The following is a 23,177-nucleotide window of genomic DNA, read 5'->3' as shown; positions in this document are numbered from 1 at the left end:
TTTGATAACTTTAAAGATAACTTTTTATTTTGGAACGAACTATTATTTTTCATGAAGATTATTTTATTGATTTCTATGTTGAACAACCTCAGAAAGTACAAGAAAAGATAGAATACGTTTTTACAATTATACGGACAATAGAAAGAGTCCCAGAAAAATTTCTGAAACATCTCACAGGTACAGATGGGCTATATGAGGTTAGAATAGAAGTTGGGAGTAATATTTACCGTATTTTTTGTTGTTTTGATGAAGGTAAAATAGTTGTTCTTTTTAATGCTTTCCAAAAGAAAACACAGAAGACTCCTAAAAAAGAAATAGAGTTGGCTGAAAAATTAATGCAAGAGTATTTTGAACAAAAACTTTAAGAAAATGGAAATCGAAAAACTAAAAAAAGCGAAGTCATTTGATGAACTTTTAAATATTAAATACGGTCAAATTGGAACACACGATAGAGATGTATTTGAAGAAAAAGCTCAATATTTTGTTATTAGCGAGATGTTAAAAGAATCTCGTAAAGAGGCTAAAATGACACAAGAGGAGTTGGCAGTAAAAATAGGGACTAAAAAAAGTTATATTTCAAGAATTGAAAACGGTCAATGTGATATTCAAATATCTACCCTTTATCGAATTTTTGAGCAAGGATTAGGAAAAAGAGTGAATTTATCATTTGGGTGACTTCCCATTTAGCTTAAAATAGAGGAAAGAAATAATTTATAGGTAAGTCTGTTTGCCCAACATTGAGTAAATAAGATTAGCCAACTTTTTGAAAAGTTGGCTAATCTCTGAAATGATAAAATCCTCTAAATCTGCGTTACGAAGTATCAGCGTCATCAGCGTTTTATTCCAAACCTCTCAAAATCCCCAATTCCAAACCTCTTAATTCTGCTAAACCACGTAAGCGACCAATGGCTGTATAACCCGGATTTGTACGTTTTTCTGGATTAAGGTCGTCCAACATTCTGTGTCCGTGGTCAGGACGGAATGGCAAACGATAATCTTTTCTACCTGCTTCAATTCTGCTTTTTTGTTCCAAAACCAAAGCTCTCATTACGCCATACATATCTACATCGCCGTCTAAGTGGTCGGCTTCGTGGAAATTGCCTTCAATATCTCTTTTGGTAGCTCTTAAATGCACAAAGTTGATTCGGCTTCCCATGCGTTCAACCATTCCTACTAAATCATTATCTGGACGCACGCCGTAGCTTCCTGTACAGAAACACAATCCGTTATTTGCACTTTCGTAGGCTTGTAAAATTTGTTGTGCATCAGCTTCTGTACTTACTACACGTGGAAGACCTAAAATCGGGAAAGGAGGGTCGTCTGGGTGAATGGCTAAATTGATACCTGCTTCTTCGGCAACAGGCGTAATTTCACGAAGGAAATCGTACAAGTTATTTCTCAGTTCTTTATCGCCAACTTCATCATAAGTTTTCAAAACTTGAGCAAATTCTTCTACCGTAAAACTTTCTTCACTTCCCGGTAATCCTGCAATAATATTACGAATCAATTTATCTTTTTGTGCTTGTGAGGCTTTAGCAAACCATTCGCCCGCTTTTGCTAATTGTGCTTCTGTATAATTAGCTTCAGCATTTGGTCTTTTCAAGATATGAACTTCAAAAGCCGCAAATTCGGTAGCATCAAAACGCAGTGCTGTTGAACCGTCTGGTAAAGCATAGTCCAAATCAGTACGAGTCCAATCGAGAACGGGCATGAAATTATAACAAACCGTATCAATACCCGCTTTTCCTAAATTGATAAGTGATTGTTTGTAATTTTCAATATACTGACGATAATTCCCCGAACGCTTTTTAATGTCTTCGTGTACAGGTACGCTTTCTACAACCGAAAAATTTAAACCTGCTGCTTCGATTTCAGCTTTACGATTTTGTATCTCATCAATACCCCAAATAACACCGTTGGGAAGGTGGTGAAGGGCGGTTACAATTCCTGTTGCTCCTGCCTGACGAATATGAGCTAATGGTACTGGGTCTTTCGTCCCAAACCAACGAAAAGTTTGTTCTAAGGGCATAATATGTAATTTATTACTTGTTTTATGATTATAAAAGAGAATTTTCTTTGGTTTTTACCCAAAAACCTAAAAATATATTCATTATAGATGCAAAGAAGCACAAATTTTACTTTGAAAAATAGTAGATTTGGATTCAATTCTAATCAATTATCCCAAAACTTTAAATTTCATGACACAACAATCAACAAAAAGTAATCAATCAGCCCTGTACACCTTAATGACCGTTTGGTTTTTTTGGAGTTTTGTGGCAGCATCAAATGGAATATTAATACCTTTATTCAAAGAAAAATTTGCTTTAAGTCAGACCCAAGCTCAATTGGTTGACTTTGCTTTTTATGCGGCATATTTTATTGGTTCTGTGCTTTATTTAATTTTCTCACGTATTATGGGAGGGGATATTCTGAATAAAATTGGTTACAAAAACGGAATTGTCATTGGTCTTTTGATTTCGGCAATTGGAACATTATTGTTTTATCCTGCGGCTCAAACGGCTTCTTATCCTTTATTGCTTGCAGGTTTGTTTATTGTTGGACTTGGATTCTCATTACAACAAACGGCAACACAGCCATTTATGATTGCTTTAGGACCTCCAGAAACGGGTGCTCAACGTATCAATTTAGGTGGTGCAGTTAATAACTTAGGAGGAACAATTGGACCTGCTTTAGTTTCTTATGCAATCTTTGGTTCAATCTCTAAAGATGCCGCAGCCAATGCTTCAATTGAAGATGTAAAATTACCTTATTTGTGTTTGGGAGCATTATTTGCTTTGATGGCTTTATTCTTTTGGCGTTCAAATTTACCACGTATCAAGAATGACGAAGATGTGCAGGTAAGTAATGTGGTGATTGGTTTACCAATGGCATTTTTGGTAATTTGCGTAGGAGTTGCCGTTGCTTTTTCAATTGAAACAGCTATCATTTTCACCTTTATTTTAATGGTTGTTTTAATGATTGGTTACTTGGCTTATGCCCTTGTAACTAAATCGGGTGAAATTCAAAATGCAGGTTCTGTTTTACAATATCCACAAGCGATTTTGGGTATGACTGCCATCTTTGTTTATGTAGGTGTGGAGGTAACGATTGGGTCGAACTTAGGAGAATATTTGAAGCATACTCAAAACTTAGATTCTTCTCAAATTTCAAAATATATTTCATTGTTCTGGGGAAGTATGATGGTGGGTCGTTGGACGGCTTCTATCAGTAATTTTAATCCTTCTGCTTCAATGAAAAAGATTTTAACTTTTGTTGTTCCTTTCGTAGCTTTTGCCATTGTATTATTTGTAAATGCCCTTTATAGTGGTGATGTAACGGATTTATTACCGTATGCAGTTTGTATTTTGGTGATGATTATCGCTTACTTCGCAAGTAATGAAAAACCTGTTCGTTTGTTGTTGCTTTTCACGGCTTTAGGTGCAATTATGACCATCATTGGTGTAATGACAGAAGGACCTGTTGCTTTATTTTCTTTAATTTCTGGTGGATTATTCTGTTCGGTTTTATGGCCAAGTATTTTCTCATTGGGAACGGCTGGTTTAGGTAAATTTACCAACCAAGGTGCTGCATTTTTAATCATGATGATTTTGGGAGGTTCAATTATTCCTGTTGTTCAAGGAAAAATTGCTGATTCATTCGGAATCCAAACGTCATATTTATTAGCAGCAGCTTGTTTTGCGTATTTATTTATTTTCGGAATTATCGTACAAGGTGTTCTTCGCAAACAAGGAATTGACTTTGATAAAGAAGTAGTTACTGGTGGAAAATCAGGACATTAAAATGTAGCCCGATGTTTTACATCGGAATAAAATATTACCAGCCCGATGTGAAACATCGGGCTACATGATGAACTTACACTATCAAAAAATAGGAAATGGTACAAAAATCCTGCTCGCCTTTCATGGAATGGGGCAGGATTTTTCGTGTTTTCAGCAATTTGCCCAAACCTTTGAAAATCAATATACTACCTATTTATTTGATTTGCCTTTTCATGGTAAAAATGAAGGTGCTGAAAATAGCATGATTACGAAGGAGGTTTGGAAAAACTTCATGACCGATTTCCTTCAAAAAAATCAAATTAATTCTTTTTCAATTATCGCATTCAGTATGGGTGGACGCTTTGCTTTGGCGACTGTTGAGGCTTTTTATGAAAGAATTGAGCAACTTTTCTTATTAGCTCCCGACGGTGTTACGGAAGACCCCGTTTATACTTTAGCTACTCGCTTTGGCTTTTCTCGCAAGATTTTTTACTCAGTGCTAAAACACAATCATAAACTTTATGCACCCGCAGAAATATTAGTGAAAGTAGGTTTGGTACATAAAAGTGTGCTGAAATTTGCTAAAATGATGGTGGATACTCCCCAAAAGCAGAAGCAGCTTTATCAGGCTTGGGTAGGTTTTTATCAATTAAGATTTGACATCAAAAAAATCGCAGATTTAATCAATCAACAACAAATAGATGTGCAGGTTTTTATGGGAAAATACGATAAAGTAATGCCCATTCAGAAAGTTCTCCCATTAACTAAACTTATAAAACCTTCTAAGTTTGTCACTTTAGAAGCTACTCACGGACGATTGGTTGATAAAACTTTAGGATATTTAGGGAAAGGTAATTAGTTATTGGTAATTAGAAAATGGTTCATTGGTAAGGAGTTTATTATCAGATTCTTATGTTTTATAGCATTGACAAACCTCTAAAAAAATATCAATATTTGACATTTAACTGACAGTATTCAAACAATAGTCGTTGTTACTTCGTATATTAAATGTTGTTAGGTTTTTAGTTATCATCTACATTTCCTAATCACTCCACCCAATCCAAAGCTAAAATGAGTTTTATCACGTCTATCGGTACGGCTGTTCCAGAAAATTGTTTTCCTCAAATGCAAATTGCGGAATTTATGGCTTCTGCTTTGCAAATGGACGAATATGACCAACGAAAACTCAAAGCTTTGTATAAAACCACAAAAATTGCTCAACGGCATTCGGTTTTAGCAGATTATGGTAAACCTTATTCAGCATATCAATTTTATCCCCAAAGTCCAGATTTAGAGCCATTTCCAACTATTTCTCAGCGGATGATTGCCTACCAAAAATTTGCTTTACCGCTATGTTTGAAGGCAATTGAAAATCTCAATATTGATACAAAAGGAATTACCCATATTGTAACGGTTAGTTGCACGGGAATGTATGCTCCCGGATTAGATATTGAGATTATTTCTGCTTTGAATTTAGATACAACCATTCAGCGGACCGCCATCAATTTTATGGGTTGTTACGGTGCTTTTAATGGTTTAAAAATGGCTGATACCATTTGCAAGGCGAACCCCAATGCGAAGGTTTTAGTAGTTTGTGTTGAGTTGTGTACGCTTCATTTCCAAAAGAAAATGGAAGAAGATTTCTTGCTTTCAAATGCTCTTTTTGCAGACGGAGCCGCTGCTGTTTTGGTTGAAAGTAAAGGTCAAGAAAAAAGTCTTGAATTACACTCTTTTTTCTGTGATTTATATTTTGAAGGCAAGCAAGATATGGCTTGGAAAGTAGCAGATTTTGGTTTTGAAATGACCCTGACTTCTTATATTCCTAAATTAGTAAAATTAGGGATTAAGTCGCTCATTGATAGATTATTAATGAATTCAGGAATCGCTAATTCGGCAATTGATTTGTATGCCATGCACCCAGGAGGAAAGGCGATTTTAGAAGCCATTGAAACAGCTTTGGAAATTACCAAAGAAGACAATAGATATGCGTATCAAGTTTTACGAGATTACGGAAATATGTCGTCTTGTACGGTACTTTTTGTTTTGAACGAAATCTTGAAAAATACAACAGAAGCCGACAAAGGTAAAAACATTTTGAGTGGTGCTTTTGGTCCGGGTTTAACTTTAGAATCTATGATTTTGAGAGTGAATTAGAAATTGAATTTTGTAGAAAATAAAATACCGCTACTGTACAAATTGACAGAACCACGCCCGACCCCAACAAGTGGCGTTTTTAAATAAGGTTCTGCTTGAATAGTTAAATGTTTGGTAAGCTGTTTTTCTAAACCAATGGATAGATTTAAGGTACTCCAATAATACGAGGTTTTATCTTGCCAGTTAACAGTTTTGGGCGTTCCCCACGCATAGTTGTAGGTGTAAGATTCGTTGAGCATCAAATACGATGAAATTCCAGCACTTACAAACCACGTTTGTCTGGGTTTCTGGAAGGCATTAAAACGTAAATTCAGCGGAATGTCAATAACTTTACAACCGCCATCAACTTCTACGGGTTTAGATGGATGATACTTTTGCCAAGTATCTGCCCAACTATGATAATAGTCAAATTCTCCTCCATATTTTTTGTTTGAATACGTCAACCCTGTTTGTAAAATCCATTTTTTACTAAGTCCATATTCAAATAAAAGTCCCAAAGAACTACTTAAAGCTGAGGTTTGTAATTTCTCAATCGAATTAATATCAGGTGATAAGGCTAATCTTACACCAAATCGAGACATTTTTGGTTTTGATTTTGGTCTTGGCAGACTATCAACAAAAGGTGGTAAATCAACTTCCAAATTCGTTAAAAGAGATTTAGTTTTCTTGCTTGTTAAATTATCAATTCCAAAGAAATTTGTTCTATTTACAATTTCTTCTTTTTCAGTTTTTTGAGGAATTATACTAATGGTTTCAAAACCAATATTTTCACTTTTATTTGAGAGAGTTAATCTATGAAACTGATTTTTATGAGATGATACTTTCTTGTTTTTAACTTTCCATTGATTATTAAAATTACTTTTTACTTTTTCAGTTTCAAAAGAGCTTTCGATTGATTTTGAAGAGAACTCTGGACTGTTGATTAGACTATTCGCTGACGCATTTTCTTCTTTTACTGTTTTTACAGATTCCGTTGCTGACGAAGGAATGATTTTTTCGGTATTCTTATTTTCTATAATTTTTAACGATTGCTGCTTATCATTTTGAGTCGTAAATCTTTCTTTTATTGCTAAATTCTTTGCTAACAAATCACCATTATTATTCACTTTCGTTTGAGGCGACAGCGTATTCCTATCATTACCTTCTTTTAAGTTTGAAGCCTTGCTATTTTTTGAGGACTCAATATTTTTAGCTACATCAATACTTTTATTATCGGTAGTTGCTGAAGATAGATTTTTATTATCCACTTTATTTTTTTCAGAAGATTCAGCCGATAATTTATTTGATTGATTGTTAGAATTGCTTGTAATCGTATGGTTAGGCGTGCTTATTTCAGGTTTTTTATTCACGAAATAATATACCATTCCCACCCCAACTAAAAGTAGAAGGGCAAGCGGCAACAACCACCTTTTCTTGACACTTTTGGGAGCGACGACTTCGGGTTGATTGTCAATTTTATGTCTGAGTTTGTCGAATGCCGACGAATCAAACGGGATTTCTACCTTATCAGAGGCTTCTCTGAAAAGGTCATCCAGTTCATCATCAGGCATATCCCACCACTTATCTGACATTTTTGATAATTGTCTTTTGACAATTTTAAATAGTTGTTATATTCGATTTTCAGAAGAAATATTTTTACATTTTGCTCAACATTTCTCTTAAATTAATTCTGGCTCTCGCTAAATTGGATTTTGATGTTCCAATTGAAATTTCTAACATCTCTGCAATTTCTTCATGTGAATATCCATCAATTACAAACAAACTAAAAACCGTTCGGTAGGCTGGCGAGAGTTTTTGTATTAGACCCAAAAGTTCTTCATAGGATACATCAGATGAAGCATCGGTATTGTCAGTCAAATGATATTCACCTTCTTGTATATCTTCGTGATTATAATGTTTGTGATTGTGGCGATAATAATCCAACGCCGTATTTACCATGATTTTCCTAAGCCAATTTTTAAAAGATTTTGATAAATCGACTTTATCAGCGTTGTTAAAAATCTTTATAAATCCATCATTTACAATCTCAATAGCTTCGTCGTGAGTACGAGTATAACGCAAACAAACGCTCATAGCATAGCCATAGAACTGCTTATAGAGCAATTCCTGACACTTAGGATTACCAATTAGGCATCCGTCAAGCAGGTCTTTGAGTGTATGGCTTCGGTCTATGGTAATGGGCATTTTGACGGCATTGCTGCGAAAAAAATATTTCTCAAACGTTAAAGCTATCAATGTATTTTATAAGTACGAACGTTTAATTTATTGAGTTGCGTTGTTTCTAAAAAAAACAAAAATAATGTTTTATAAGATGAATTTCCCAAAACCAAATCCATCTGAATTATATTTTAGATTATGCCTAATACTGAATCCGCTGGCTAATTCTCAAAATCCAGAGATTTTCTGTAACTTTGTAAATCAAACATTCCCTAAAACAATGACAATCCACAGAGAAAGCAAAGGAACTATTTTGGTAGCCACTATTTTTATTATCATTTTGAATAGTGCAATTGCTTATTTTTTCCCTGATAATGACACAATACGTAAAATTTTCGTAGTTCTTAGTGTTATTTTAGCCATAATTGTGCTTCAATTTTTTCGTGTTCCAAAACGTACTACGGTTCAAAATCCTAAGCATATCATCGCACCTGCTGATGGTAAAGTGGTTGTAATTGAAGAAGTTGTAGAAACTGAATACTTCAAAGGTCCACGTCGTCAGGTGTCAATTTTTATGTCGCCAATTAACGTGCATATTAATTTTAATCCAATTTCTGGAATTGTTTCTTATTTTAAATATCACCCAGGGAAATTCTTGGTAGCTTGGCATCCAAAATCGAGTACAGATAATGAAAGAACAACCATCGTGACAAAACACGCCAATGGAACAGAAGTTCTTTTTCGTCAAATTGCAGGTGCTTTGGCTCGTAGAATTTGTTGGTATGTGAAAGAAGGACAAGCCGTTGAACAAGGAAAAGAGTTTGGTTTTATCAAATTTGGCTCAAGAATTGATATTTTCTTGCCTTTAGATGCAAAAATTTTAGTAAATCTTGAAGATAGACCTGTGGGCGGAGAAACCGTTATTGCAGAATTAGTTTAGTTTATTTAGTGATTTGTGAATGAGTGAGTTGTGAATTGTAAGCTCATAAATAAAAAACAGGTTTGAAATACAGAACTTCTCGAAAGTAGAAAGAACTTTCGAGAAGTATAAAAAATGGGGTAAAAAGTTTTGATACTTTTTACCCCATTTTCTTTTAAACTAAGATTCTTTAGATTGATGGATTTTAGGATTGATAAATGTATCTGTACTAAGATTTTTTGGATTGATGGATTTTAGGATGTAATCTTTTGTCTTGAAATCTATTAATCTAAGAAATCTTAGTGCTGATTTAAAAAAATCATAGTCCAGACAAACATCACATATCCACCATTTCCACTACAATTTTCCAAGAATCCTTCGCTTCCTGCTTCCAAATTCTTACATAGTTTCCAGATTTTCCTGCTCCTGAAATTACCCCGTAAACACATACTAAATCGCCTGCATTTGAGGCAATTGCTTTCAAGCCTGTATAAACAATATTTTTATCGTAAGTTTTTTTCAGAAATGCTTTGCCTAATTCTTTCCCGATAATTGGCTTCTGATTTTTACGGTAAATTCTTACGTTTTGAGCAAGATGTGGTTCAAATGGATTGAGTGATGATTTGGCATTTTTCCAATAAAAATGATCGTTCATAAAAACCATTCTTTCTGCTAAAACCAATTGATTTTTGAGTTCCATTGGCTTGAATGTTGGATAAAGTTCTGCGATATTTTCAGCAATCGTTTCTGGATGTGAAATACCTGCGTCAAGGGCAACTTTCCATGAATTATCAGTCTGTTTTTTCCAAAGCGTAATAAAACTGCCGAAAGTGACAGGTTTATCTGTTGCCAATTCAGTATGAAATTGCCAATTGCCAACGGTATAAGCCAAATCCATCGAACCCGAAATTTCTGCTAAGGTTGGTTGCCAAGTAATAACGCCTTTAAAATCATTTTTTTGCCAATAATCAAGTCCATCAACAGGCATATTTTTATTAAAAACAATAGATTCTTTCGATAAAAATTCACCAAAAGCTTTTTTCGTTCCTTTGTCAATTGACGTTTGGGCGAAGGCTTTTTCCGTTTTTATGACTTCTTGTAAAGCATCTTTTTGCTTTGCATCTTGGGCAAAAATCATGCTTGGAAATAAGCAGATGAAAAGGAATATGTTTTTTAAAGTCATGAGCATTTGTAGTGGCTAATAGTATTAGCCTGTTTTAATTCGTGATTGGGCTAATGCTATTAGCCACTACAATAAATTAACTAAATCACCACTAAACTTATTGCCGTCCCTTTCTACTATTTCCACCCTTTTTTGCCCCTCTGTTTTTCCTTTCTCCGCTACTGCTTGATGATTTTCCAAAATTCCCTTTTCGAGATTCTTTTCCGCCTGCAATAATCTGTTTTTTATTTTTTACCTCTTTCTCTTTGGCTTTTACTTTGAAATCCTTTTTCTCGTGGAAAGCACCTTTAAAAGTTGGGTCTTCACGCTTGCGTTGTTCGTCTATTTCACGAAGCATGATTTGTTTTTCAACAAATGGCGTATCTAAAACATCTAATTCCGCAGGAAGTGGCTCACGGGGAATGCTCATTTTTATCAATTTTTCAATTTTCCCAATGTGATACTCTTCCGCTTCAGTCATAAAAGTGATGGCTTCCCCCGTTTGGTTTGCTCGTCCTGTACGCCCAATTCTATGAACATAATCTTCATAAATAAGGGGTACATCGAAATTTACAACATGGCTAACCATTTGAATATCAATGCCTCTGGCGGCAACATCAGTAGCAACTAACACTTGAATATTTCCTTCTTTGAAATCCTCCATCGAGTTGATACGAGTATTTTGTCCTTTGTTTGCATGAATTACCCGAATCTTGTTTTCACCAACGACTTTCCTACCCAAAAACTTAAAAATATTATCTGCGTATTCTTTACTTCTGCAAAAAATGATTGTTCTTTTAAACGTCTCGTGGTCACGCATGAGCATTCCCAAAAGGTTAATTTTGGTCATGAAATTGGGTACTTGATACAATTTTTGGGTAACCATACTCGCCGTTGTAGCTTGTGGCGATACTTCAACTTTATGCGGAAACTCTAAAAACTCATGCGAAAGGTTTTCAACACGTGGCGGAAAAGTTGCCGAAAACAGTAAGTTCTGACGTTTTTTTGAAGGAATTACCTCCAAAATCTTCCGAATTTGAGGCATAAAACCCATATCCATCATTTTATCGGCTTCATCCAAAACGAGCGTTTTTAGTTCTTTAACGCCAATTTCACCTTTCAAATAAATATCCATGAATCGCCCAGGAGTTGCCACAATAATGTCAATACCTTTTTGGAGTGTTTCAATCTGTGTTTTTGGACCTAATCCTCCATACAAAGCTACATGGCGAACATCTGTATATTTAGCTAATTGTTTGATAGCTTCGTCAATTTGCATCACTAATTCACGGGTTGGTGCCAGAATCAGCACACGCATATCCGTTCCTTGTGCGTATTTGACTTTCATTAAAATAGGCAATACATACGCCGCTGTTTTACCTGTTCCTGTTTGTGCAATACCCAAAACGTCGTGTCCACCCAAAACTAATGGAATGGCTTGTTCTTGAATTGGCGTAGGTGATTGATAACCAGCTTCTTCAATGGCGTTTAGTAATTGTCTGTTGAGTTCAAAATCCTCGAAAGTCATAAATTTTATTCGCTTAATTTAACCACAAAGGTACGGAAAGAAACGGTGAAGTATCTTAAATATAGAGGATTGTACGAAGTATTAAGTATGAAGTCCTAAATTTTTGATGTTAATAATAACCGTTTTGTGCTTTTTATTCATTTTAAAATATCTATTTATGAAGATTTTACAGACTTAGATTCCTTCCAAAATTTGGGGTACATTAATGTTTGTACTATCTTTGAACAATACAAATATTTAAAATCAAATGAGTCAAGAAACCATAATATTTTCAATGGAGCGAGTTTCTAAAACCGTTCCACCTCAGAAACAAATCTTAAAAAATATTTACCTCTCTTTCTTCTACGGAGCAAAAATTGGTGTGTTGGGTTTGAACGGTTCGGGGAAATCTTCTTTGTTAAGAATTATTGCAGGAAAAGATAAAAGCTATACGGGCGATATTGTATTCTCGCAAGGTTATTCTGTGGGAATGTTGGAACAAGAACCAGAGCTTGACCCAACTAAAACTGTTAAGGAAATTGTAGAAGAAGGCGTATCTGAAATTGTAGGCTTGTTGAAAGAATTTGACGAAATCAATGAAGCTTTTGGCGACCCAGACGCTGATTTTGACAAATTATTAGAACGCCAAGGCGAAGTACAAGAAAAACTTGACCATTTCAACGCTTGGGAATTAGATACTCGTTTGGAACGTGCGATGGACGCTTTACGCTGCCCGCCATCAGATGCCAATGTGGCTAATCTTTCGGGAGGTGAAAAACGTCGTGTGGCTCTTTGTCGTTTATTGTTGCAAGAACCAGATGTACTTTTATTAGATGAACCTACCAACCACTTAGATGCTGAGTCGGTACTTTGGTTAGAGGAACACTTACGCCAATACAAAGGAACGGTGATTGCCGTAACGCACGACCGTTATTTCTTGGATAACGTAGCGGGTTGGATTTTGGAATTAGACAGAGGCGAAGGTATTCCGTGGAAAGGAAATTACTCTTCATGGTTAGAGCAGAAACAAAATCGTTTGGCGATGGAAGAGAAAACAGAATCTCGTCGTCAGAAAACTTTACAACGAGAATTGGAATGGGTACGAATGTCTCCAAAAGCTCGTCAGTCGAAATCTAAAGCTCGTTTAGATGCTTATGATAAATTGATGTCGGAAGAAAACCGTCAGAAAGAAGAAAAATTAGAATTATTTATCCCAGCAGGTCCACGTCTTGGCAATAAAGTAATTGAAGTTCAAGGTGTTACTAAAGCTTATGGTGATAAATTATTATTTGAAAACCTTACCTTCTCATTACCTCCTGCGGGAATTGTGGGAATTATTGGTCCAAATGGTGCTGGTAAATCGACCTTATTCAGATTAATTACGGGTCAAGAAGTACCAGATTCGGGAAGTTTTGAAGTAGGAGATACCGTACAAATGGCTTACGTTGACCAAGAACATAACCAACTAAAAGCAGAAAAATCGGTGTTTGAAACGGTTTCGGGTGGTACAGAAATGACGCTTTTAGGTGGAAAACAAGTGAATGCTCGTGCGTATGTGAGTAAGTTTAACTTCAACGGAGCTGACCAAGAAAAGAAAATTGGTAATCTTTCGGGTGGAGAAAGAAACCGTGTGCATTTGGCGATGATGTTGAAAGAAGGGGCAAACCTTTTGCTTTTAGATGAACCTACCAACGACTTGGACGTAAATACGCTTCGTGCTTTGGAAGAAGCCTTAGAAAACTTTGGTGGTTGTGCCGTTGTAATTTCCCATGATAGATGGTTCTTGGATAGAATTGCCACGCATATTTTAGCATTTGAAGGGGATTCGCAGGTTTATTGGTTTGAAGGAAACTTCTCTGATTATGAAGATAACCGTAAAAAACGTTTGGGTAACGATGCCACGCCGAAGCGTATTCGTTATAAGAAATTGGGAGATTAGGAATAATATAAAACAAAACTATCGAATGTTTGTCGCAAGACAACAATAGACCACAGATTGTACAGATATAACAGATTTTTGCCCGTAACGGAGTTTAATTTCTCTATTGGTGCGACTCTGTGTAAATCAGTCAAATCTATATAATCTGTGGTCTAATTTTATATCGTATTTACTCCCCCCGAATAAACTTCTTCACAAGTACCTGTTCTCCATCAATAATTCTCACAAAATACATTCCTGTGGATAGACTTTTTACGTTAATTTCTTTCGTGAAAGTATTGTCTTGTAATTTCTCTAATTTATCTGATAAAACATTTAATCCCAATGCGTTAATGATTTCTACCGAAGGTTCAGTCGGGATATTTTGCTTCGATAAATACTGAATTTTTAGCCATTCATTCGTTGGATTTGGCGAAATGATTAAAGTTTCTGGCTCGACATCTTGCATGAAATCATCAAAACTCATTACTCGTGCATTACTCACTTTTACAAACTCCACGACCCCCGAAGTCGATGTACATTTACCCAAAGTCATTTGAACGGTGTATTTGCCTGCCTGATTAATGGAAATACTTGATTGGGTTGCATTCTGAATTTTCACGCCATCTTTAAACCATTGAAAAGTATAAGGCAAATTATCCGTTAAGACCGTTTGAATAGTGGTCGAACGCCCGTTTATCAGCAAGTATTTTCCAGTTGAAGGTTTGGTTGAAATACTATTTCCCATACTCGTAATGACGAATGGTAGTGACGTTGCCGAACAGCCATTTTGCGTTGTTTTTACAGAATAATTACCTGTTGCCGTAACTGCTAATGTTGAATTGGTAGCTTTAGAAATATTGCTATTGTCTTTCAACCATTGATAAGTAATACCTGTTCCCGTAAGGTTTTTAACGCTCAAATTGACATTGCCAGCACAAATATTTGAGCCATTATCTGACGAAACAGTTGGCGTTTGGGCATTTTCTACCGTGATAATCGGAGAGGTTGAAGAACATTTGCCTTGCGTAACGGTTACGGTATAATTTCCTGCGAATTTTACATGATAAGAATTGGCATTTGATAAGGGAATTTGTTGCCCATTCCAACTCCAAACGTAAGATAGATTTGTCCCAGAATTGGTTAATAATTTCACCGCACCTTTACATAAGGAAGTATTACCTGCGGAGGCAATTGAAGCTGAAAGTTGGCATGGAGTGCTACTAACACCGCTCACAATCATGGCATAATATTGAATGTCGCCTTTCAATACAGAACCTTTATGACGAACTGTAATTGTGTAAGTTTTGCCATAAACAGGTTTTTCGATATAGATTTGTTCAATGTTATCTCTGAAATTATCGCCTTGCGTTGCTCCCTGACTTGGTGCATCGGGATTCAGAACCCAAGGATAATAGGTGTTTGTTCCATCACTAATTCTGATGTCTAAATCGTTGATTAACTTAGGTTTACGGCTATTTAAGTTTTCGGCTTTTGCTTCGGTTGGCGTAGCTTCGGGGTCTGTCCAACAGATAGTTGCTGTAATTGGGCTTTTGCCAGATGCAACTACTTGAATGGTATTGATAGAATTTTGGTATAAAAGACTTTCTGAAATGAAATGATTTTGGTCTTTATTGTCAATCACCTGAGCCGCTCTTTCAGTATTGAGAAGCCCCCAACCAAATTGATAATCAGGCCCTTGTGTTGTTCCTGCTTCGTTGGCAGTGTGTAAAACCAAGCCTTTTAACGTTGAAGAACGCATCGTAAATCCGTAGTTTTTACGAGCATAAAATTCCTGTAAAAGCAATAATGAACCTGCAATATTGGGTGCTGCTACCGACGTTCCGCTGAGTGTTGTATAGGCATCGTCGCCATTAGAGGAGGCTGATAAAATACCGTCGCCTGTACCCACAATATCAGGTTTTATGCGTCCATCGTCGGTGGGTCCCCAACTACTATATGCAGACATTTTGATGTCGCTTGGTTTGGTTGGTACAACGTCTCCGCCGTCAATCGCTCCAACGGTAATGATATTTTTAGCATTCCCATCCATCGGAATGGTATCAAAACTGTCATTCCTACTTCTTGAAATGGTACTTTTCGTATTTGTATTTCTGAAATAATAGGGCGTTCCTGCGGGAGGTCCCGTTTCTGTTCGTTTATTATCTGCCGATTTTACGATGAGATAATAGGGAGCATTGTACGCAATTTTATCAATGTCGCTTGATTTTTTGTCATAAAATCCAAAACGATAATCTTCTGTTTTTGAGATAGTTGTATCTCCCCACCACTCCCATTTTAGATTATCATCTCTAAAAATAATTCCGCTTCGGTCGGGATTAAAAACCCAACCTGCCAAAACACCATAAGAATGATTTGAAACCAATAAACTTTTGGCAGCAAAAGCCATTTCAGAAACATCATCGCCAAAATCCCAGACTTTCAAACTACCACCATAAGCCATTCCCCGTGCTTGTTTGTTTACGCCCGTTCCAATAAGTATGCCTGCAAGGTGCGTGGCGTGTTCATTTAAATAGGGTGGAGCATCAATTTGCGTGATTCTACTAACGCCCAATTCTTGATGAGTGCTTCTGACCAATCCGCCGTCCCAAAGTCCTAATTTATTCCTCACAACTGAACTTGCACCACTCAAACTTACACCTAAACTTCCGCCTGCATAAAGCGAATTGGTACGTGTACAAGCGGAGGGTGAAACTTGCCCATGCGTGATGTAATAAATGGGGTTTTCGGTTTCGTCAATGCCTTGCAAAGCCATTGTTCTACCATCAGGAAGCGTTTTTTGTAGAGTCCAATTATTTATGTTGGCTAACTGTAAAGTTTTTTTGAAATTACTTTTGGCATCAGATTTGAGGACTTTTGTCAATTTTCGGAGAGCCTTTTCAGAATTTTTTTCAGAAGAAACAATAGCCGATTTTTCAGACGAATTAATTTCATCTGATGATTGAGCTACAAGGTTAAAAAGATTGATTAGCACTAAAAAAGAAGCTAAAATAACGACTTTTCCTCTAAAAGAATCTTTAATCCATGAACAATCCTCTGGCGGAAAGATATTCATTTCGTTTTGATTTAGATTTTAAAAACTGTGTGTTGTTATTGTAGCAAAAAATGTGCCTTAGTAGCTTATTTTGAAGAGTTTATTGTGTGAATGGTATTTATCAAAAATTAAATTTTCAGCCATGTTCCAAGTTTGAGAGACTCTATTGCCGCCAAACTCGCTTGGGTTGTATTGATAATTTCTTCGATAGGAATAATGGCTTTTCCACCATTTTTGAGACGTTCCAAAAACAGTTCAAATTGTCTAAAATGACCTTTGTCCTGACTTCGAGACATTCCCGAAGCCTTTGTTCCGAAATATTCTGACTTCCGAAAATTATCAATTATCATCGTTCGCCCTTGTGAATAAACTTCAATTCTTTCTTTGGAATAGGCTTTATTTCCGTTGGAAAAATAGTTAATTACGCCCATTGACCCGTTTTGATATTTCAACAAAATGGTTGCGTTATCTGTATTTTCTTTAGGATTTTGTCCCATTGAATTCATCGTTACGCTTTCCACTAAACTGTCTGAAAAATAAGTAATTAAATCAATGAAATGACAGGCTTCTCCAATGATTCTCCCACCTCCAATATTCATATTTTGTGTCCAATGATTTTGAGGAATTTCTCCTGCATTCACCGTAATAATCACATTTATGGGTATATTAGAACTGCCTAATTGTTTCTTTAAATCCAGAGAAAATGGTGAAAATCTACGATTAAAGCCAACCGTTAAAGTCTTGTTAGATTTTTGATAAACCTCAATAATTTCTTCCAATTCTGTGTGATGCAAAGCCAAAGGTTTCTCAACAAAAACGTGTTTTCCTGCTTGTAGAGCCTCAATACACAAACGAGCGTGAGTATCGTGGCGAGTGGCAATAATGACGGCAGAAACGTCTGAATCCTTTAAAATATCTTCGTTATTAGTTGTGGAATAATGAACGCCAAATTTCTTCGCCAACAACGTTCCCGACAAGCCCGAAGCGGAAGACAAATACTTGATATTGGCTTTGAGTTTCGTCAAATTTGGAAGAATTGTCGCCTTTGTAAAATTTCCCGAACCAATAATTCCCAATACGTTTTCGGTAGCTTGAAATGTGTGATTTTGTAAAGAAATACTGGTTTGTGAAAGGTCAATATTATCGGGATATTTCAAGATTGAAGCAATAGTTTTTGACTTGCCAATATTATTATAAATTTGTTTATAGTCTTGAAAATCAATTACTTCTGTAATTAAAGACTTCACATTTAAACGTCCTGATGAAATGGCATTTAACACGGCTTCAAAATTCCGTTTTACCGTCCAACGCACAAAACCGATTGGGTAATCCTGTCCGTTTTGCTCATAATTTTCATCATAACGTCCCGCTCCATACGAGCATGAAACTTGAAAAGAAAGCTCTTTTTCGTAAAAATCTGCTCGTTGAATATTTAAGCCAACCACGCCTACCAATACAATTCGTCCACGCTTCCGAGACATTTGGGCAGCCCGAGAAATAAGCTCATTAGATGAAGTTGAGGCAGTAATAATGACGGCATCAACCTCTATATTTTGCGTAATCTCTTGGGCAATTTTCACCGAATCCATTCCGTCCGAAACCGTAAATGCTTTTATTCCTCTGGCGGTTGCCATTTCTACTTTTGTCTTGTCAATATCAAACGCAATGACCTCGCAACCATTGGCTTGCAATAATTCGGCGGTGAGTTGCCCGATTAATCCTAAGCCAATGACGGCAACAGTTTCCCCAAAAGTTGGGTTAATGAGCCGAATTCCTTGTAAAGCAATTGCCCCGACAACGGTAAAAACGGCTTCGTCGTCCGTAACATTATCGGGGATTTTTGCCACCAAATTTTTAGGTACACAAACCACTTCCGCATGATGTCCGTTTGAAGTCACACGGTCGCCAATTTTGAATTCATTTACGCCTTCGCCAAGGGCAATAATTTCGCCAACATTGCAATATCCCAAAGGTAAAGGTTCGGATAATTTTCTGAAAATTGCCTCTGTGGTTGGTCGTAATCCGTCAGTTTTTATCTTATCAAAAACCTGTTTTACTTTTTCAGGTTGTTGTCGAGCTTTTTCGATAAAATTTGCCTTTCCAAACTCCACGAGCATTTTTTCAGTCCCTAACGAAACCAAACTTCGATGCGTTTTTATCAATACACACCCTTTTTTTACTTGCGGAATCGGTATTTCTTCCAAACTTGTTTCGCCAGTTTTTAGGTTTTGGATAAGCTGTTTCATTTTTATAATTTGATTAGTGGAAGATGATAGCACGCAGATGACGCAGATGCCTTCGGCAACGCAGATTTTAACAGATTAATATTAATACCCCTAACGGAGTTACGATTTTCTTTAATTTTATCTGTGTAAATCGGTAAAATCCGTTAAATCTGTGGGCTAATTTTGTCTGCGACATCTGCGTGCCAATTATTATTTTGTAAATTTCGATACTAAAATCTCAGCGATTCGTTCAGCCGTTTTGCCGTCCCAAAATGGTGGAATTTGTCCCTTTGAGGTTTTCCCCTCCAAAACTTCCATCAATTTTTCATGAACCGTCTGCGGATTTAGGTCGTCTAAAAGCTGATTTGTCCCTATTTCTACGGTTACAGGGCGTTCTGTTGTAGTTCTAAAAGTCAAGCACGGTACTTGCAAAAAAGTGGTTTCTTCTTGAATTCCGCCCGAATCTGTGATGATTAACGAAGCATTTTTCATCAATTGTAAAAACTCTAAATATCCTTGTGGTTTGGTTAAAATGAGGTTTTTGATAACATTTAGTCGCTTTTCGAGTCCAAAATTTTTAATATTTTTAGCCGTTCGTGGATGAATCGGGAAAACGACTTTTTGATGTTTTACCGTATTTTCAAGGATTGTCAAAATAGTGCTTAGTCCTTTTTCAGAATCTACATTGGCGGGGCGGTGCATAGTTACGATTACGAAATTGTTTCGCTGAATTTCTAAATCTTTCAAAATGGAGGTTTGAGGGGCTTTTTTGAGATAATATTTTAGAGAATCAATCATAACATTACCTACAAAAAATACTTTCTTTTCACAAACTCCATCACGTTTTAGGTTTTCAAGCCCCGATTTCTCAGTAACAAACAAATAATCAGCTATTTTATCCACCACCATTCTATTAACTTCCTCAGGCATTGAATGGTCGCCACTACGTAAACCTGCTTCAACATGGGCAACTGGAATGTGTAATTTTTTTGCCACCAACGCACACGCAAGCGTTGCACTCACATCGCCCACAACTATCACTAAATCAGGGTTTTCGCTTAAAATTACCTTTTCAAATTCGAGCATAGTTTTGGCTGTAACTTCCGTGTGTGAACCCCCACCAATGCCCAAATAATAGTCGGGTTTAGGAATTTGTAATTGTTCAAAAAAGACATCACTCATGTTGTTATCATAATGCTGACCCGTGTGGACGATTTTGGAGGTTATTTTGGGATAATTTTCAAAAGCACGATGTAGCGGAGCAACTTTCATGAAGTTTGGTCTAACGCCAACGATATTTAGGATTTTTATCATATTAGTGGTTTGAGTTTAATTGATATACTCCCACAAAAATAGTGTGCGTATATTTTTTGTGTATGCCTATATAATGGAAGAGTTTGGTATAAAAGTGAGTGTTTGGATAGTATTGTAATTCTTTTAATTCAAAGCCTAAATCAGATAATTCTTTTGAGAAAGCCTCTGCTTTAACAACCTGTTTGAGATGTGGGAAATAATCTGGTTTTCCCGTAATTTGGAAGATATATTTTTCAATTTTTCGATACCAACAATCTTGATTTGGCATGGATACAATCAAGATTCCATTTGCGTTTAATATTTGCGAAATTTGAATAGTAATTTTCTTATAATCAGGTAAATATTCTAATACACTCGAACAAATAATTGCCTCTTTTTTAGCATATTTTAAATGGTTTTGAAAAGGTAAATCATCTTGAAGAAACGAAAGCGTAACATTCTCTTGAGCGTAATTATTTTGGCATAATTCAATCATTTTTTCTGAGCCGTCAATTCCTGTTACTTTACATTTTTTTGTAGCTAAATAATGACTAAAAATCCCTGAGCCACAACCCACATCTAATACGCTCATATCGGGATAAATATACTTGTCAATTAGGCTTGTCCAAACGAAATAACGCTCTTTAAACTGTTTTGATTTTTTGTATTTTTCTTGGAATTGAAAAGCTATCTCTGAATGAAAATCAATGGCATTTTGAGGTTTTGTATGAGATTTTATCACTTCTACAAGTTGCTTTAAATGAAGTTCTTTAGTGTATTTTTCTTGAAATTTTTGTAAAGAATTTTGGGATATTTTCTCAAATATTTGTGGATTTTCAATTAGATGAATGAACTGTTTTACGATAGAATTTGGGTTATTATATTCCACAAAAATGCCAGATTTATGGTGTTCAATCATTTCAGAAATTCCTCTAAAATTGGTCGTTAAAACCACACAACTATATGCCATCGCTTCAATGATAGAAATAGGCTGCCCTTCGTTTTTATATTGGGTGGGAAGAATGAAAAAATGAGCTTTTTGTAGTAATTCTATTTTGGTTTGTTCATCTATAATACCATGATATTTTACATGATTGCTTAGTTGATGTTTTGAAATAAACTCAAAAAAATGACGTTCAGCATCGCTTGCATTTTCAAAGCGAATGGCATCGTCATAATGGATAAATTCACCACAAAAATCAGCCTGAATGTTGATTTTGAATTGATTTACTAATATTTCGATGGCTTCTAAAACGCTCCAATATCCTTTAGATTCTATAAGATTTGATAAGAATAAAATGTTAATTGGTATTTGCAAATTAGAAGGTAATCGTTTGATTTTTTGATACTTACTGCTCGCACTCCATGCTAAACCATTATTCACAACCTTAATTTTAGGATTTAATGTTGGAGCAAAATCAAGCATTTTTTTGAGTCCTTCCGACAAAACAATAATCGAATTGGCAGAAGTCAACATTTTCAAAATCAACTTCTGTAAAATGTCATTTTGTGTTGCGTAAAAGTTATCATAATTCCCGCCATGAATGTGTAGAATGATTTTACTGCCGAAAAATTTTGCTAAAATCACGATTGGAAAATCTCTCAAAAATCCTTCCTTCGATTGTGAAATGGTATGATAAATCACATATTTTTTACGAATGAGTTTGAAAAATAAGGTTACTAAAACGCTAAGATAAGTCCAAGATTTACCCAAAAAACCTGATAGATTTTCATGTCTTTGGCCACTTAATGTTAAAATTTCACAAGACAATTCTTTGCTAAGGCTGTGAAAAGCAATAGTTTGTCCGTTGATAGGTGGCGGAAGTATGCCAATTAATAAAATTTCTCTATGTTTCATTTGAGCCAAGGTGCAGTAGGTTTTATAGAAATTTGATTTAAAGAATGAGCAACACAGGCAACTAAATATTTCGTGACGATTTGAATGTCAATATTTTGATTCATTTTTCGTATTTCTTTCATCATTTCAAGCTTTTCGTGAGGTGATAATTCAATAAAATTTGTCAATTTTTCAGTGATGTCATTCACATTATTTGCTTTGAAAATGAACCCATTTTTCCCTTCTCGTATTAATTCTTTTGCACCACATTGGTCGGAAATTAAGACTGAAATTCCGTTTTGTAATGCTTCATTTACCACAATTCCCCAACCGTCAAAAACCGAAGGGAGTACCAATAAATCGGCTTGAGCAATGTAGTTTGACACATTTTGGGAGTCAATTACGCCTAAAAGTTCAACTTCATTTTGTAAGTTTTGTGTCTTGATGAAATGCTGAATATTGTCTTTCAAAATACCACTCCCAATTATTGAAAGGTGAAAAGATTGATATTTTTCAAAAAGTTTTTCAATGGCTTCTAACAAAGTGAAAATACCTTTTCTTTCAATTAATTGTCCTACAAAAAGTAATGAAATACAGGACTTTTTAGTGGTTAATTTTAAGTGTATCTTCTCTTTCTGAAAATATCCAAAGCGATATATTCTTCGGTCGTTGATGCCTAAGTCTTTAAAATAATTTGAGGCAAAAATGGAAATGGCTAAAACTCCCTTTGCTTTGATAATCAGAAGTTTAGCTATTGATACAGACACAAAACGCAAAATTATTTTCTTCAAAAAACTGCGATTTTTGAAAGGATTTGAGGCTTCGGAATATATCAAAAAATTGATTTGAAACAGATTTAGAAGGATAATAACAAAGAAAAAAATGCTTTCTGCCCAAATGCCATTTACGATATGGGTTGATTTACGATTTTTAAATAAATATGGGATTATTTTCCAAATAGTTAAATCTCGTCCAATCGTTTTTGAGTTAAAATTATGTGCATTTTCAAAATTCCAACCGAGACTTTTGCGTGCATCATCGTGTGTATGAGCGTAAATAACCTCAAATTCATCATAGTATTTTGAAAGCTCAGTGAATAAATCATTTTGATAATGGCTTGGCATATTCATCCAAATATGTAGAGACGTTTTGATAGTAGTGGTTGTTTAAT

The 23,177-nt window shown here is 35.6% G+C and carries 17 protein-coding genes and 1 pseudogene; 8 read left to right on the top strand and 10 right to left on the bottom strand.

Translation table 11 applies throughout. The annotated features are described in order from the left end of the window. Positions 1-29 precede the first annotated feature (29 nt). Both LV89_RS02745 and LV89_RS02740 read left to right on the top strand, forming a co-directional pair. Positions 30-365, top strand: coding sequence for a type II toxin-antitoxin system RelE/ParE family toxin (locus LV89_RS02745; RefSeq protein ID WP_109741323.1), 336 nt, complete (start codon positions 30-32; stop codon positions 363-365). 4 nt (positions 366-369) lie between these two features. Then, entirely contained in the window at positions 370-675 is a 306-nt protein-coding gene (locus LV89_RS02740; protein ID WP_229201463.1) for a helix-turn-helix domain-containing protein, read from the top strand. A gap of 163 nt (positions 676-838) precedes the next feature. Here the strand turns inward: LV89_RS02740 and uxuA are convergent, their stop codons facing one another. Then, a complete protein-coding gene (uxuA, locus tag LV89_RS02735) occupies positions 839-2,029 on the bottom strand; it encodes a mannonate dehydratase (protein WP_109741322.1) in 1,191 nt (396 codons plus the stop codon). Positions 2,030-2,198: 169 nt separating this feature from the next. On the opposite strand from uxuA, the gene LV89_RS02730 reads away from it, so the two are divergent. The 4 genes and pseudogenes from LV89_RS02730 (at position 2,199) to LV89_RS25905 (ending at position 5,933) form a co-directional block, all read left to right on the top strand. Next, positions 2,199-3,800, top strand: a complete 1,602-nt coding sequence (locus LV89_RS02730; protein ID WP_109741424.1) for an MFS transporter — start codon at positions 2,199-2,201, stop codon at positions 3,798-3,800. Between the two features lie 64 nt (positions 3,801-3,864). Continuing rightward, positions 3,865-4,638, top strand: a complete 774-nt coding sequence (locus LV89_RS02725) for an alpha/beta fold hydrolase (protein ID WP_109741321.1) — start codon at positions 3,865-3,867, stop codon at positions 4,636-4,638. Between the two features lie 209 nt (positions 4,639-4,847). Next, positions 4,848-5,480: pseudogene (locus LV89_RS25910) on the top strand (type III polyketide synthase); the annotation flags it as partial. Then, positions 5,466-5,933, top strand: a complete 468-nt coding sequence (locus LV89_RS25905; RefSeq protein ID WP_310588757.1) for a 3-oxoacyl-[acyl-carrier-protein] synthase III C-terminal domain-containing protein — start codon at positions 5,466-5,468, stop codon at positions 5,931-5,933. The pseudogene LV89_RS25910 and the gene LV89_RS25905, both read left to right, overlap by 15 nt. Here LV89_RS25905 and LV89_RS02715 read toward each other — a convergent pair. After that, positions 5,930-7,504 (bottom strand): outer membrane beta-barrel protein, encoded by a 1,575-nt coding sequence (locus LV89_RS02715; RefSeq protein WP_109741319.1) that lies wholly within the window; start codon positions 7,502-7,504, stop codon positions 5,930-5,932. The two genes, LV89_RS25905 and LV89_RS02715, sit on opposite strands and share 4 nt — an antisense overlap. A 64-nt stretch (positions 7,505-7,568) precedes the next feature. Beyond that, the gene (locus LV89_RS02710) at positions 7,569-8,117 is read right to left on the bottom strand and encodes an RNA polymerase sigma factor (RefSeq protein ID WP_109741318.1); all 549 of its coding nucleotides are present in this window, start codon (positions 8,115-8,117) and stop codon (positions 7,569-7,571) included. Between the two features lie 253 nt (positions 8,118-8,370). Between LV89_RS02710 and LV89_RS02705 the strand changes: the two genes are divergently transcribed. Beyond that, the gene (locus LV89_RS02705) at positions 8,371-9,030 is read left to right on the top strand and encodes a phosphatidylserine decarboxylase family protein (RefSeq protein ID WP_109741317.1); all 660 of its coding nucleotides are present in this window, start codon (positions 8,371-8,373) and stop codon (positions 9,028-9,030) included. Between the two features lie 316 nt (positions 9,031-9,346). Here the strand turns inward: LV89_RS02705 and LV89_RS02700 are convergent, their stop codons facing one another. Both LV89_RS02700 and LV89_RS02695 read right to left on the bottom strand, forming a co-directional pair. After that, positions 9,347-10,192: a YybH family protein gene (locus LV89_RS02700; RefSeq protein WP_158279495.1), complete on the bottom strand. Its 846-nt coding sequence runs from the start codon at positions 10,190-10,192 to the stop codon at positions 9,347-9,349. 97 nt (positions 10,193-10,289) lie between these two features. Next, positions 10,290-11,699: a DEAD/DEAH box helicase gene (locus LV89_RS02695; RefSeq protein ID WP_109741315.1), complete on the bottom strand. Its 1,410-nt coding sequence runs from the start codon at positions 11,697-11,699 to the stop codon at positions 10,290-10,292. Between the two features lie 247 nt (positions 11,700-11,946). Between LV89_RS02695 and ettA the strand changes: the two genes are divergently transcribed. Beyond that, positions 11,947-13,617: an energy-dependent translational throttle protein EttA gene (gene ettA, locus LV89_RS02690; protein WP_109741314.1), complete on the top strand. Its 1,671-nt coding sequence runs from the start codon at positions 11,947-11,949 to the stop codon at positions 13,615-13,617. 169 nt (positions 13,618-13,786) lie between these two features. Here the strand turns inward: ettA and LV89_RS02685 are convergent, their stop codons facing one another. The 5 genes from LV89_RS02685 to LV89_RS02665 form a co-directional block, all read right to left on the bottom strand. After that, positions 13,787-16,672 carry a S8 family serine peptidase gene (locus LV89_RS02685; protein WP_109741313.1) on the bottom strand — a complete coding sequence of 962 codons (2,886 nt, stop codon included), beginning with the start codon at positions 16,670-16,672 and terminating at the stop codon, positions 13,787-13,789. Positions 16,673-16,779: 107 nt separating this feature from the next. Next, positions 16,780-18,897 (bottom strand): bi-domain-containing oxidoreductase, encoded by a 2,118-nt coding sequence (locus LV89_RS02680; RefSeq protein WP_109741312.1) that lies wholly within the window; start codon positions 18,895-18,897, stop codon positions 16,780-16,782. Between the two features lie 189 nt (positions 18,898-19,086). Then, positions 19,087-20,190: a non-hydrolyzing UDP-N-acetylglucosamine 2-epimerase gene (wecB, locus tag LV89_RS02675; RefSeq protein WP_310588756.1), complete on the bottom strand. Its 1,104-nt coding sequence runs from the start codon at positions 20,188-20,190 to the stop codon at positions 19,087-19,089. A 1-nt stretch (position 20,191) separates the two neighbouring features. Further along, on the bottom strand, positions 20,192-22,027 hold the full coding sequence (locus LV89_RS02670) for a glycosyltransferase (protein WP_109741311.1): 1,836 nt from the start codon (positions 22,025-22,027) through the stop codon (positions 20,192-20,194). Continuing rightward, on the bottom strand, positions 22,024-23,136 hold the full coding sequence (locus tag LV89_RS02665) for a glycosyltransferase (protein ID WP_109741310.1): 1,113 nt from the start codon (positions 23,134-23,136) through the stop codon (positions 22,024-22,026). The genes LV89_RS02670 and LV89_RS02665 overlap by 4 nt, the downstream gene beginning before the upstream one ends. Positions 23,137-23,177 lie beyond the last annotated feature (41 nt).

Source organism: Arcicella aurantiaca (genome assembly GCF_003148625.1).
GTDB classification, from domain to species: domain Bacteria; phylum Bacteroidota; class Bacteroidia; order Cytophagales; family Spirosomataceae; genus Arcicella; species Arcicella aurantiaca.
This window is presented reverse-complemented; position numbering and strand designations above follow the sequence as displayed.

Excerpts from the sequence above, each read along its gene's own strand:
- LV89_RS02740 (WP_229201463.1), top strand. The coding sequence starts at position 370 with ATGGAAATCGAAAAACTAAAAAAAGCGAAGTCATTTGATGAACTTTTA.
- uxuA (WP_109741322.1), bottom strand. The coding sequence starts at position 2,029 with ATGCCCTTAGAACAAACTTTTCGTTGGTTTGGGACGAAAGACCCAGTA.
- LV89_RS02730 (WP_109741424.1), top strand. The coding sequence starts at position 2,199 with ATGACACAACAATCAACAAAAAGTAATCAATCAGCCCTGTACACCTTA.
- LV89_RS02725 (WP_109741321.1), top strand. The coding sequence starts at position 3,865 with ATGATGAACTTACACTATCAAAAAATAGGAAATGGTACAAAAATCCTG.
- LV89_RS02715 (WP_109741319.1), bottom strand. The coding sequence starts at position 7,504 with ATGTCAGATAAGTGGTGGGATATGCCTGATGATGAACTGGATGACCTT.
- LV89_RS02710 (WP_109741318.1), bottom strand. The coding sequence starts at position 8,117 with ATGCCCATTACCATAGACCGAAGCCATACACTCAAAGACCTGCTTGAC.
- LV89_RS02705 (WP_109741317.1), top strand. The coding sequence starts at position 8,371 with ATGACAATCCACAGAGAAAGCAAAGGAACTATTTTGGTAGCCACTATT.
- LV89_RS02700 (WP_158279495.1), bottom strand. The coding sequence starts at position 10,192 with ATGACTTTAAAAAACATATTCCTTTTCATCTGCTTATTTCCAAGCATG.
- LV89_RS02695 (WP_109741315.1), bottom strand. The coding sequence starts at position 11,699 with ATGACTTTCGAGGATTTTGAACTCAACAGACAATTACTAAACGCCATT.
- ettA (WP_109741314.1), top strand. The coding sequence starts at position 11,947 with ATGAGTCAAGAAACCATAATATTTTCAATGGAGCGAGTTTCTAAAACC.
- LV89_RS02685 (WP_109741313.1), bottom strand. The coding sequence starts at position 16,672 with ATGAATATCTTTCCGCCAGAGGATTGTTCATGGATTAAAGATTCTTTT.
- LV89_RS02680 (WP_109741312.1), bottom strand. The coding sequence starts at position 18,897 with ATGAAACAGCTTATCCAAAACCTAAAAACTGGCGAAACAAGTTTGGAA.
- wecB (WP_310588756.1), bottom strand. The coding sequence starts at position 20,190 with ATGATAAAAATCCTAAATATCGTTGGCGTTAGACCAAACTTCATGAAA.
- LV89_RS02670 (WP_109741311.1), bottom strand. The coding sequence starts at position 22,027 with ATGAAACATAGAGAAATTTTATTAATTGGCATACTTCCGCCACCTATC.
- LV89_RS02665 (WP_109741310.1), bottom strand. The coding sequence starts at position 23,136 with ATGAATATGCCAAGCCATTATCAAAATGATTTATTCACTGAGCTTTCA.